10 protein-coding genes are annotated in these 12,435 nt (G+C 65.3%); 5 read left to right on the top strand and 5 right to left on the bottom strand.

The window, feature by feature from the left end; genetic code table 11:
• Positions 1–93: 93 nt before the first annotated feature.
• From AC59GX_RS08345 to typA, 3 genes are all read left to right on the top strand, one after another.
• Entirely contained in the window at positions 94–1,107 is a 1,014-nt protein-coding gene (locus AC59GX_RS08345) for a zinc-binding alcohol dehydrogenase family protein (protein WP_426279865.1), read from the top strand.
• 336 nt (positions 1,108–1,443) lie between these two features.
• Positions 1,444–2,421: a DUF2268 domain-containing putative Zn-dependent protease gene (locus tag AC59GX_RS08340; RefSeq protein ID WP_426279864.1), complete on the top strand. Its 978-nt coding sequence runs from the start codon at positions 1,444–1,446 to the stop codon at positions 2,419–2,421.
• A 91-nt stretch (positions 2,422–2,512) separates the two neighbouring features.
• Positions 2,513–4,357 carry a translational GTPase TypA gene (typA, locus tag AC59GX_RS08335; RefSeq protein ID WP_056051990.1) on the top strand — a complete coding sequence of 615 codons (1,845 nt, stop codon included), beginning with the start codon at positions 2,513–2,515 and terminating at the stop codon, positions 4,355–4,357.
• Positions 4,358–4,782: 425 nt separating this feature from the next.
• On the opposite strand, the gene AC59GX_RS08330 is transcribed toward typA, so the two are convergent.
• Positions 4,783–5,436 (bottom strand): L,D-transpeptidase family protein, encoded by a 654-nt coding sequence (locus tag AC59GX_RS08330; protein ID WP_497301451.1) that lies wholly within the window; start codon positions 5,434–5,436, stop codon positions 4,783–4,785.
• A gap of 224 nt (positions 5,437–5,660) precedes the next feature.
• Here AC59GX_RS08330 and AC59GX_RS08325 point away from each other — a divergent pair, with 224 nt between their 5' ends.
• Together AC59GX_RS08325 and AC59GX_RS08320 are read left to right on the top strand one after the other, a co-directional pair.
• Positions 5,661–6,065 (top strand): hypothetical protein, encoded by a 405-nt coding sequence (locus AC59GX_RS08325; protein WP_132737344.1) that lies wholly within the window; start codon positions 5,661–5,663, stop codon positions 6,063–6,065.
• A gap of 108 nt (positions 6,066–6,173) precedes the next feature.
• Complete coding sequence (locus tag AC59GX_RS08320; RefSeq protein WP_132737347.1) at positions 6,174–6,494, top strand: DUF3297 family protein; 321 nt, start codon at positions 6,174–6,176, stop codon at positions 6,492–6,494.
• A 279-nt stretch (positions 6,495–6,773) separates the two neighbouring features.
• On the opposite strand, the gene AC59GX_RS08315 is transcribed toward AC59GX_RS08320, so the two are convergent.
• The 4 genes from AC59GX_RS08315 to AC59GX_RS08300 form a co-directional block, all read right to left on the bottom strand.
• Positions 6,774–8,642 (bottom strand): ABC-F family ATP-binding cassette domain-containing protein, encoded by a 1,869-nt coding sequence (locus tag AC59GX_RS08315; protein WP_426279862.1) that lies wholly within the window; start codon positions 8,640–8,642, stop codon positions 6,774–6,776.
• A gap of 477 nt (positions 8,643–9,119) precedes the next feature.
• Positions 9,120–10,136: a cell wall hydrolase gene (locus AC59GX_RS08310; protein WP_426279861.1), complete on the bottom strand. Its 1,017-nt coding sequence runs from the start codon at positions 10,134–10,136 to the stop codon at positions 9,120–9,122.
• Between the two features lie 280 nt (positions 10,137–10,416).
• A complete protein-coding gene (locus AC59GX_RS08305) occupies positions 10,417–11,214 on the bottom strand; it encodes a LytR/AlgR family response regulator transcription factor (RefSeq protein WP_031393111.1) in 798 nt (265 codons plus the stop codon).
• Positions 11,211–12,356, bottom strand: a complete 1,146-nt coding sequence (locus tag AC59GX_RS08300; RefSeq protein ID WP_082441718.1) for a sensor histidine kinase — start codon at positions 12,354–12,356, stop codon at positions 11,211–11,213. The genes AC59GX_RS08305 and AC59GX_RS08300 overlap by 4 nt, the downstream gene beginning before the upstream one ends.
• Between the last annotated feature and the right edge of the window lie 79 nt (positions 12,357–12,435).

Genomic DNA, 12,435 nt, shown 5'->3' with positions numbered 1-12,435 from the left:
TATATAGATAATACACCGAGGCTTGCCAACAGTTCTCCTTGAAACCGGGCGGCCGCGTGGACAGCTTGGTCGCGCCATCACAGGAGTTCCAGCATGCGCGCCATCGGCTATACCAAGTCGCTCCCGATCGACGATCCGCAGTCGCTCGTCGCCCTCGATCTTCCCAAGCCTGAGGCTATTGGCCGCGACCTGCTGGTCGAGGTGAAGGCAGTGTCGGTCAACCCGGTCGATACCAAGATCCGCCAGCGTCGCGAAGATCCCGACGGCAAGTCGCAGGTGCTGGGCTGGGACGCATCGGGCGTCGTCGTCGCGGTCGGCGCGGACGTGACCGGGTTCAAGGTCGGCGACGAAGTGTTCTACGCAGGTGCGATCGATCGGCCCGGTACCAATTCCGAATATCATCTCGTCGACGAACGCATCGTCGGCCACAAGCCGCAGTCGCTCGACTGGGCGCAGGCGGCGGCGCTGCCGCTGACCTCGGTCACCGCGTGGGAGACGCTATTCGACCGGCTCGACGTGCGGAAGCCCGTCCCCGGCGCGGCGAACGCGATCCTGATCATCGGCGGGGCAGGCGGGGTCGGCTCGATCACGATCCAGCTCGCGCGGCAGCTCACCGATCTGACCGTGATCGCCACCGCGTCGCGCGACGAGACGCGCGGCTGGGTCGAGGATCTCGGCGCGCATCACGTGATCGATCACCGCAAGCCGCTCGCGGCGCAGGTCGAGGCGCTCGGGCTCGGCGCGCCGGGGTTCGTGTTCTCGACCACGCATACCGACGAACACATCGCCGAGATCGGCGAACTGCTGGCGCCGCAGGGCCGGCTGGCGTTGATCGACGATCCGAAGACGCTCGACATCGTGCCGCTGAAGCAGAAGTCGATCTCGGTGCACTGGGAGCTGATGTACACGCGCTCGCTGTTCCAGACCGCGGACATGGGCGAGCAGGGCAAGTTGCTCGACGAGGTCGCGCGGCTGGTGGATGCGGGGACGATCCGGACGACGCTCGCGGAGAATTTCGGGAAAATCGACGCGGCGAATTTGCGCAAGGCGCACGAGCGGATCGAGAGTCACACGGCCAAGGGGAAGATCGTGCTGGAGGGGTTCTAAGTTCGAGGAACGCCACCACCCCGGCGAAGGCCGGGGCCCAGTTGGAGGACGTTGCTGACGGGTCGCGGTACGCTGTTATTGCCACCTTCCCAACTGGGCCCCGGCCTCCGCCGGGGTGGATAGAATGGAGGGTGGGGCGTTGCAGGTCGCCGCCACCTAACGATCCTCCCCCGCAAGGGGGAGGTGGCAGGCTCTTGCCTGACGGAGGGGGAGGCGCGCCCCAACCTTTGTTCCGTGTCCTCCCCCTCCGTCACCTTCGGCGACACCTCCCCCTGGCGGGGGAGGATTGCGATATCCGCTCTGGCGCCCCGGCAAACACACGATACGCTGCGCCTCATGCTCCGCCCGCTGATCCTCGCGCTCGCCTTCCTCCCTGCGGCCGCCACGAATCGCCCCCCGCCAGCCGACCCGCTCACCGCCACGATCCACACCGAAGACGCCGACCGCTTCGCGACCCTCTTCGCCAAGACCAAGGGCAAGCCCACCGCCGCGCAACTCAAACGCGACTATCTCGACAAGGGCAGTTTCGGGATCGGCGTCTTCACCCCCGGCCGGATCGTCGACGCGGACAATCTCGCGCGTGCCATCGCCGCCAACCCGATCCGCTACGCGCAGGCGATCAAGACCTGTCTCCCCGCCGCCAAGGCCGCCACCGCCGATCTCCGCGCGATCTACCTCGGCCTTCACGGCGCACTTCCCGACGTGAAGCTCCCGCAAGTCTATATAGTCTTTGGCGCGAACACGTCCGGTGGCACCGCGAAGCCGGGCGCCCAGGTACTCGGTCTCGAAGTCCTCTGCCGCATGTCGCCGACGCCCGAGAAACTCCGCCAGACGCTCCGCCATTTCTTCGCGCACGAGACGGTGCATTCCTTCCAGCAGGACGCCGGGATGACGCTCGCCCGCGACCCGCTGCTCACCGCGATCCTGGTCGAGGGCGCCGCCGACTTCATCGCTGGGCTCGTCACCGGCGAGGAGCCCGACGCCGCCCGCGCCGCCTGGGCCACCCCACGCGAGGCCGAACTCTGGCGCCAGATGCAGGCCGACATCGCGCTCACCCGCAAGCTCACCGACAAGGACGATCCCGAGGAAGGCTCGCCCGAAGCCAAGGCTTACGCGCGCTGGATTGGTAACTACTCCACGCCGCCCGCCGGCTGGCCGCCCGAACTCGGCTATTGGATGGGGCTGCGGATCTGGCAGCGTTACTATGCCGCCGCACCCGACAAACACGCTGCGCTGAGGGCAATGCTGGCGGTCCGCGATCCTCGTGCTATTCTCGCCGCCGGAACATACAAGCGCCGCGGAGGTTCCCTCTAAAGGCGACGAAATGCCGCTGCGTCTTCCCGCGGCGCAACAATTACGCTATGGCGCGCGCCAACCCCGTTCCTCGTTTCAAGAGAATACATTCATGAGCCTCCGCAACGTGGCGATCATTGCGCACGTCGATCACGGCAAGACGACGCTGGTCGACCAGCTCTTCCGCCAGTCCGGCACCTTCCGCGACAACCAGCGCGTCGAAGAGCGCGCAATGGATTCGAACGACCTCGAAAAAGAGCGTGGCATCACCATTCTCGCCAAGCCGACCTCGGTCGACTGGACCCCTCCCGGCGAGTCCGAGAGCATCCGCATCAACATCGTCGACACGCCCGGCCACGCCGATTTCGGCGGCGAAGTCGAGCGCATCCTGTCGATGGTCGACGGCGTCGTCCTGCTGGTCGATTCGTCGGAAGGCGCGATGCCGCAGACCAAGTTCGTCACCGGCAAGGCGCTCGCACTCGGCCTGAAGCCGATCGTCGTCGTCAACAAGGTCGATCGTAACGACGCGCGCATCCAGGAAGTGCTCGACGAAGTGTTCGACCTGTTCGTGTCGCTCGACGCGAACGACGACCAGCTCGACTTCCCCGTGCTCTACGCATCGGGTCGCAACGGCTATGCATCGACCGACATGGACGCGCGCGAAGGCACGCTGATCCCGATGTTCGAGACGATCGTGAAGCACGTGCCGCCGCCCGCCGTGGAAGTCGCCGGCGTGCCGTTCACCTTCCTCGTCACGCTGCTCGACCGCGATCCGTTCCTCGGCCGCGTCCTCACCGGTCGCGTCAATTCGGGTACCGTGAAGACCAACCAGGCGATCCACGCGCTCGATAACGACGGCAAGATCATCGAGACCGGTCGCGCGTCCAAGATCATGTCGTTCCGTGGTCTCGAGCGTGTTCCCGTCGACGAAGCCAAGGCCGGCGACATCATTTCGCTGGCAGGTCTCTCGGTCGCCACGGTTGCCGACACGATTGCCGACATCACGGTGACCGAGCCGCTGCACGCGCAGCCGATCGATCCCCCCACGCTGTCGATGCGTTTTGCCGTCAACGATTCGCCGATGGCGGGCCGCGAGGGCAGCAAAGTGACGAGCCGGATGATCCGCGAGCGCCTGTTCCGCGAAGCCGAGTCGAACGTTGCCGTGAAGGTGACCGAGGCGGCCGACAAGGACAGCTTCGAAGTCGCCGGCCGCGGCGAGCTTCAGTTGGGCGTGCTGATCGAGACGATGCGCCGCGAAGGTTTCGAGCTGGGCATCTCGCGTCCGCGCGTGCTGTTCGGCGAGGACGAGAACGGCAAGAAGACCGAGCCGTACGAGACCGTCATCATCGACGTTGACGAGGAGCATTCGGGCACCGTCGTCGAGAAGATGAACACGCGTAAGGCCGAGCTGACCGACATGCGTCCGTCGACCGGCGGCAAGACCCGCATCACCTTCTCGGCGCCGTCGCGCGGGATGATCGGCTATCATGGCGAGTTCCTGTCCGACACGCGCGGCACGGGGATCATGAACCGGCTGTTCGAGAAGTACGGTCCGCACAAGGGCGCGATCGAGGGCCGCAAGAACGGCGTGCTGATCTCGAACGGTTCGGGCGAGGCGAACAACTACGCACTGGGCCCGCTCGAAGAGCGCGGCATCCTGTTCGTGGGCCACGGCGAGGCGCTCTATGAGGGCATGATCGTCGGCGAGAACGCCAAGCCGGACGACCTCGAGGTCAACCCGATGAAGACCAAGGCGCTGACCAACTTCCGCGCGTCGGGCGGCAAGGACGACCAGGTCCGCCTGTCCCCGCCGAAGCGCGCGACGCTGGAGCAGGCGATCGCGTACATCGACGACGACGAGATGGTCGAAGTCACGCCAAAGTCGATCCGCCTGCGCAAGCGCTTCCTGGATGCGAACGAGCGCAAGCGCGCTAGCCGGGCTAAGCAGAGCGCCTGAGGCCAGCGAAGGCGAAGCCGGCTGAGCCTCAGGCGCTCGGCCGGCCTCGCTCAAGCGAGGTCCGACGACGCGGCTTTGCCGTGTCGCGCTGGGCGAGAAATGCAGAAGGGCCGGGGGGAAACCTCCGGCCCTTTTCTTTGTGCGAGAAAGCCCGAGGGCAGCATTCAAGCTGGCGGCAACGCGAGCGGTCAGGACTCAATAGGTGCACCACCCCGGCGAAGGCCGGGGCCCAGGTGGAAAGGTCGCAGTAACTGAGCGCTGCCCTGCGTTAGCGACGTCCCCCAACTGGACCCCGGCCTTCGCCGGGGAGGTGCCTGCTGCTAGGACTTAGGACGTTCCCAAATTCCTCTACCATCGGGAGAGGAAGAGACGCCAAAGGCGGCGAAGGTGAGGGCACGGAGCGCTACCGCCCACTGCCCCCACCCTCAAGCAGCGGTAATCCGCCCACCTCGCGCCAACATCTCCCCACTCGTAACGATCACCCGATCCCCAAGCTTAACCTGCTCGAAAATCAGCTTCGCAAACGCAGTCGGCACCCCAACGCACCCATGCGTAGCGTACTTCCCATCCATCAACGCGCTGCCGTGGATCGAAACCCCATCATTGGTCAGCCGCATCATGTACGGCATCGGCGCCCCGTACAGGTTCGACACATGATGCGCGTCCTTCTGCGTGATTTTGAACACGCCAAGCGGGGTAGGCTTCTCATCCGCGCCATAGATCACGGCCGCCGTCCCGATCTCGTACCCGCCGCGAAAGATCGACAAGGTCTGCGCCACCAGGTCGACCGTGATCACGATCGGCCCCTGGGGCACACCCTCGGTATCCCAGTAATACGCGCCATGCCGCAAAGGCTCGGGCACGTTCAGCACCCGCTTCACGACATACGCATCGGCCGGGTCCTCCGCAGCGACCGCAACCGGCTTCGGCGTCGCTTTCGCAACCGGCCCGGCGATCCGAGCCACCCGAGCAGGCGCCTCGACCGCCCGTACCTTCACCGGCGACCCGGACAAGGCCAGTCCACCGATCAGCACCGCACTCCCGCCGAGCACGGCAAAGGCGATCGCTCGCGTCGTCATCATCCTGCGCATCGCCGCACCTTATCCGATATTCGTAAACATTGCCCCGCAAGCGCACCGCCAGCCGTGTCCCCGCACGGGACCACCTCCGCCAGCTATACCGTGGGTTAACAAGCCGTTCCGAACCAGTTCAGGCCGAATCGCCTAAATCCTGAAACACGGTCGGACACTTATGCGTTTGTCCCAAGCGGACCGGGCGTAACTAGTAACGGAGTTCGGAAGAGATGAACGGATTTTTCAAGAAAGCAGGCCTCGGCGTAGCACTCGCCGCAACGGCTCTGACGGCAGCAGCACCAGCCGACGCGCAGCGTTGGGGGCGCGGTGGTTATGGGCGCGGCTACGGCGGCGGCTGGCACGGCCATCGTGGCGGCGGCAATGCGGCCGGCGCAGCAGTGCTCGGCGGCATCCTCGGCCTAGGTGTAGGTGCGGCGATCGCCAGCAGCAACAACCGCAATCGGTACTATGACCGCGGGTACTACAACGGCGGCTATTACGCGCAGCCACCGGTGGCGTATTACAGCCCGCCGGTGCGCACCTACTACCGCGAGGATTACCGCCCGCGGTGCTGGAACGAGTGGCGCGTCGACCCCTATTACGGCGACCGGGTCGCGGTGCAGGTTTGCAGCTGATCCGATCATGAGATCGCGGAGAGGCGTCGGGAGCAATCCCGGCGCCTCTCTTGCGTCCGGTGCCTTTTTTCTGGCGCGCCCCCAGTGCTTGCCGCTAGACGCGCGACCATGACCGACACGCCAAACACCCCCGAGACCGAAGCCGCCGCCACCCCGGCCGCAACCGGCGACACGCCCCCCGATCGCCTGTCGATCAACCAGCGCAGCCCGTTCTTCCAGCAGGACCTGCTCGAACGCGGCATCGGCATCCGCTTCAAGGACAAGGTCCGCCACGACGTCGAGGAATATTGCATCTCGGAAGGCTGGATCCGAGTCGCGCTCGGCAAGAAGGTCGACCGCAACGGCAACCCGCTGACGCTGAAGCTGGTCGGGCCGGTGGAAGCCTGGTTCGAGCGTCCGGCAGCGGGCGCGGACACCGACGAGGGCTGAGCCAAATAGGTTTGGCGCTTATTTCCCAAAACGTGGAAAGCATGTTTCCCCGCGAAGGCGGGGACCCAGACTGGGCTCCCGCCTTCGCGGGAGAACATAGAAGCGCGAACCGTTGCTGAGTTACTGGCGCGCTGGAATACGGCTGCCCCCTCACAAATCCCGTCACCCCAGCGAAAGCTGGGGTATCCCGCTTGGCGGATGGTGCGACCCGAATGGAGAGATCCCAGCTTTCGCTGGGATGACGGCGATGGCGAGGGACGTTACGCGGGGCGGGGGGCCTTAAGCCTCCACCCCCTCCAGCGCCTCGCTAGCCTCGAGCCACTTCGCCTCGCTAGCCTCGAGCTTCGCATGCACCTCGGCGCGACGCTTGCTCAGATCCCCCATCGACATCCGCGAAAACCGCGGCTCCGCATTGGCCGGATCGACCATCGCGCGGTCCAGAGCATTACGCTCCTTGGTGAACTTCGCGGTCTGCTCCTCGATCTCGCGCAGAGCCTTCCGAAGCGCCGCATCGTTGCTCTTCGCCTCGGCCGCCGCCTTCTTCCCGGCCTTCTTGTCCGCCTTCGACGCCGCATCGCCCTTGCCGCCGTCGCCCTTCAGGACGAACGCGATGTAATCGTCGAGGCTGCCGTCAAATTCCTTCGCCGTCCCGTCATCGACCAGCACAAGCCGATCCGCGGTCAGCTCCAGCATATGCCGGTCATGGCTGACCAGCACCACGGCGCCGGTATAGGCGTTAAGCGCCTGCACGAGCGCCTCACGCGCATCGACGTCGAGATGGTTGGTAGGCTCATCGAGGATCAGCAGATGCGGCGCATCGCGCGTGATCAGCGCCAGCGCCAGACGCGCCCGCTCGCCACCAGACAGCTTGCCGACCCGCGTCGTCGCCTTGTCGCCGGAGAAGCCGAACCGCCCCAGCTGCGCGCGCACCGCAGCCGGCGTCGCGCCCTTCATCAGATACGACATGTGCTCGATCGGCGAGTCGGTCGGATCGAGTTCCTCGACCTGATACTGCGTGAAATACCCGACCTTCATCTTGCCCGACGACGACATCTCGCCATCCATCGGCGTCAGCTGCGCCGCCAGCAGCCGCGCGAGCGTGGTCTTGCCGTTGCCGTTGCGGCCGAGCAGCGCGACCCGGTCGTCGGGATCGAGCCGCATGTTGAGCCGCTTCAGGATCGGCACGTCGGCATAGCCCACCGTCGCCATGTCGAGCGTGATCAACGGCGGACGCAGCTCGGTCGGGTTGGGGAAGCCGAACGACAGCGTCGGATCGTTGTAGCTCTCGGCGATCGGCTGCATCTTCGACAGCATCTTCTGCCGCGACTGCGCCTGCTTCGCGGTCGACGCACGCGCGGAGTTCTTGGCGATATATTCCTGCAGCTTCTCGCGCTGCACCGCTTGGTTGGCGCGTGCCGCCTCGATCTGCGCGAGTCGCTCGGCGCGCTGTCGCTCGAACGCGTCGTAGCCGCCCGGATACAGCGTGATCTTGCCGCCCTGCAGATGCAGGATGTGATCGACCACGTTGTTGAGGAAATCGCGCTCGTGGCTGACCACCACGATCGTCGCCTTGTAGCCCTTGAGGAAGTCCTCGAGCCACATCACCGCCTCGAGATCGAGATGGTTCGAAGGCTCGTCGAGCAGCAGCAGGTCCGGCTGCGAGAACAGCAGCGCGGCGAGCGCCACACGCATCTTCCAGCCACCCGAAAAGCTGTCGAGCGTCCGTGCCTGCATGTCCTCGTCGAAGCCGAGGCCGAGCAGGATCTGCGCGGCGCGCGCGGGCGCGGTATAGGCGTCGATCGCGATCAGCCGCTCGTATACGTCGCCGAGCCGGTCGGGATCCTCGCTCGTCTCGCTTTCGATCATCAGCGCGGCGCGCTCCAGATCGGCTTCGAGCACAGTCTCGAACGGGGTCTTCACGCCGTGCGGCGCTTCCTGCGCGAGGTAGCCGATGCGGGCGCCCTTCGGCATGTCGGCCGAGCCGTCGTCGGGCTCCAACTGTCCCGCGATCACGCGCACCATCGTCGACTTGCCCGCGCCGTTGCGCCCGATCAGCCCGACGCGCGAGCCGGGCGGCAACGCAGCGGTGGCGCCATCGAGGATAACGCGTCCGCCCAGGCGCACCGTGATATTGTTCAGGTTCAGCATGGCCGTGCCGTTAGCAGATGCAGCATGGTTTTGCGAGGGGAGGGGCAGGGGGAGTTTGCCGGCCGGTCCCTGGTCGATGCGCTCTCGATCCTCCCCCGCCAGGGGGAGGTGACGCCGAAGGCGACGGAGGGGGAGGACCACGCAACAGACGTTTCGCATGCCTCCCCCTCCGTCTGGCAAGCGCCAGCCACCTCCCCCTTGCGGGGGAGGATCAGATTGCCGATCCGTTCTCTATATAAGCCACCACCCCGGCGAAGGCCGGGGCCCAGTTGGAAAGGTGGTCGTAACGAAGCGCGGTTCGCAGTTGGCGACGTCCCCCAACTGGGCCCCGGCCTTCGCCGGGGTGGTGCAGGTATTGGAATACGGAGTCTCTAAAACTCCCTTCCCTTTAGGGGAGGGCTGGGGTGGGGCTTGTCCGCGAACGTGTCGCTCGGGGCAGTGCGCCACCCCGACCCTCCCCTGAAGGGGAGGGAGCTATCAGGTTTCGTCCGACACTACCGCATCGTCCCCGGTACCACTGCCGATCATCGCAGCCGCCCGCCCACCAACGTGAACTCGCACTCCGGAAACCAACCGCGTCTGCACAACCGCCGCACCCGCAATCGCCGGACCAGAACGCAACACACCCCGGTGCACCGTCACCCCATGCGGAGCATCGGCCGGCTCCGCACTCGATTCCGCAACGTCGTCCCGATTGCCATAATGCACCGAAACCCCAGCAACCTGCGCCGCAACCGCCGCCACGCCACCACCGCTCGCTAAACCCACACCCCGAACCCCAGGCTCGACCCCGGCATAAGCCTGCCGAAACGTCAGAGCCCGCTCCAACGCCCCCTGCCAGCGATAGAACACGTGCGCCCCAACCGTCGTAATCCGCGCAAGGCTCGACGCCCACCACGGCAAAATGCTCGTCGTATGAAACGACGTCGCCGCCCCGACCGGCGCATACACGCTCCCCCCAAGCGCCGCGCTCGCCACCGCCCGTGCCCGATCCCAGGCCCCCGGCTCCCGCGCCCGGTTCATCGAACCGTCGCAGGTAAAGCTGAACTGGCACCCGGTCCGCCGCTCGGCCCCCTGGTACACGACTCCGCAAACGCTGTTCGGAAAAGCCCGGTCGCGCACCCGGTTCAACACCACCTGCGCCACCGCCCGCTGCCCATCCTCCGACTGCGACCGCGCTTCATAGTACACCGCCGCCGTCAGGCACTCGGCTGCTCGGCTCGCGTCATCGACAGAGTTCGAAGTCAAAAACGGCGGAGCAACGAACGGCGCCGCAGCGGCAGACAGCGCATCGGGTGCGGCCGTCGCGATCTTTGCGGAGATGTCATCCGGCACATGTAACGCCATTCGGCTCAGCAAGGCTCGCGAGTTCCGCTCGGGCTGGACCCGGGCGATCGCCGCCGGCCGATCCGCCGGCACGCACGACGTCGCCATCACTAGAGCGGGCAGGCTGATCAGCGCATGGGGATAAAGGCCGTAACCCGACGTCTTCATCCCCCCGCTCTAGGCCGCGGGGTTTAGGGACTGGTTAATGGCCACGGGAAACGGGGGAAGCGCCCGCTAAGGGAGCTCCCCCGTCATCCCGACGAAATCGGGACCTCGATCGGCAAGGACGGACGTGGAAGAGCACGCTCCCGAAAGCCGCCCCGACCACACCCCCGCGTCCGTCATCCTGACGAACGTCACGATCCAGATTAACGAGCGTGCCCTCAGTGACTCTGGATCCTGACGTTCGTCAGGATGACGGGGACGCGGCTAGGACGACGGCTCGAACTCAGTGAACGAACCGCGCCACCACATCGCGATACGACCGCGAAACCTTCACGCTCGCACCAGAATTCAACACCAGGAAGCATTCCCCGTTGGTATGCGGCTTGACCTGCTTCACCAGATCCAGGTTCACGATCGTCGAGCGATGCACGCGCTGGAACCGCCGCGGATCCAGCCGCTTCTCCAGATCCTTCATCGTCTCGCGCAAGATCAGCGTATTATCGCCGGTATAGATGCACATATAATCGCCGGCCGCATCGATCCGCTCGATCGTGTCCACATCGACGCGGAAGATCTGCCCGCGATCCTTGATGTTGATAAGCTTCTCGAACCGGTTCGCCGACACCGCATCGCCGTCCGGCATATCCGCCGCCGCATCCGGCGCGACATCGGCGAGCACTTCGCGCAACCGATCCACTTCCTCGACGCCGCGTTTTTCCGACAGACGCTGCCGAACCCGCTCGATCGTATCGGCCAACCGCGATTCCTCGACCGGCTTCATCAGATAATCGACCGCCTGCGCCTCGAACGCGCGCAACGCGTGGTCCGAATACGCGGTCACGAACACGAACAGCGGCGGCTCGACCTCCATCAGGCCCTGCACGACGGAGAACCCGTCGAACCCCGGCATCTGGATATCGAGGAAGACGAGGTCGGGCTTGTGCGTCTTGATCGCGCGAATCGCCTCGCGGCCGTTCGAGCATTTTTCGATGATCTCGACGTCTTCATGGGCCTGGAGTCGGAGTTCCAGCCCCTGGATCGCCAGCGGCTCGTCGTCGACGAGAATGGTACGGATGGTCATGCGGCCTCTCTGTTCACGTCTTCAAGCTGATACGGAATCTCGATCTCGACCGAGAAGCCGCCAGCGGGCGTGGAGCGGGTTTCGAAACGGTGGTCGGGCCCATATGCCTGAGCCAACCTGTCTCTAATATTAGCGAGCCCCACGCCTGTGGATTGGCTTGAACCGATCCGGCCCTCGATCAAGCCCGGACCGGTATCGGATACGGCGATCTGCACGCGTTCCCCGGCGAGCCGCACTTCGACGCAGATTTCGGCGCCTTCCTCCTGCGGCGTAACGGCATATTTTATCGCGTTTTCGACCAGCGGTTGCAGCAGCAGCGACGGTAGGCGCGCGCGTTCGGCGCGCGGATCGATGTCGAACTTGGGCCGCATCCGATCCTCGAAGCGCATCTTCTCGATCTCCAGATACAGCTTCAGCTGGTCCACCTCCTGCGCGACGGTGACATGCGCGGTCGGCTCGTTCGCCAGCGTATAGCGCAGGAACGACGACAGCCGGCTGAGCATCGCGTTCGCCCGCTCGGTCTGCTTGAGCAGCACCAAGGTCGAGATCGAGTTCAGCGTGTTGAATAGGAAATGCGGGTTGAGCTGGTACCGCAGCATCGCCAGCTGCGCCGACGACGCCTGGTTCTCCAGATGCTCCATCTGGTCGATCTGCTGCTCGACGATCAGGTAGAAGTTGATCCCGAAATACAGCGCCGACCACCCGAACAGCACCGTGAACGTGACGTACACCGACCCGAGCAGCCGCGTGAGAGTCACCCCCGGCGTCGCGGTCGCGATGAACGAGAAGGTGAATGCGTCAAGCACCGCGTACAGGAACGTCGCGGCGGCGAGCGTCGCGATCGTCAGGAAAATGCCGACAAGCCGGTTCATCCGCCGATACTGGCCGTACATCGTCGAGAGCAGCAGCGTGATGCAATATCCGACGATCGCCTCGACGATCACCGGGATCACCCCGTCGAGCGACAGCCCGTTCGAGATCGACACCACGCCGCGCAGCAGCAGATATCCGCTCCACCCGACCGCCTGGAGTATCCAGAACGCCCGCGCCTTGTTCTCGAAAAACGGCCGCGCCGTGAAGGGCAAGCGCCGGGTCGAGTTCAAGGCGGACGAGCCGGGGGGCGGGACGGAAGAATTAGCCATTGGCCCACCGTCTTACACGCCGCGCAAGGCACACGCAAAAGCCGAACGGTTTGGTCGGGCGCTAGGCCGCCAAACGAAA

Source organism: Sphingomonas sp. 320_CC, assembly GCF_059691795.1.
Note: the sequence above shows the minus strand (reverse complement) of the source record. Positions and strands in the feature narration are given on the sequence as shown.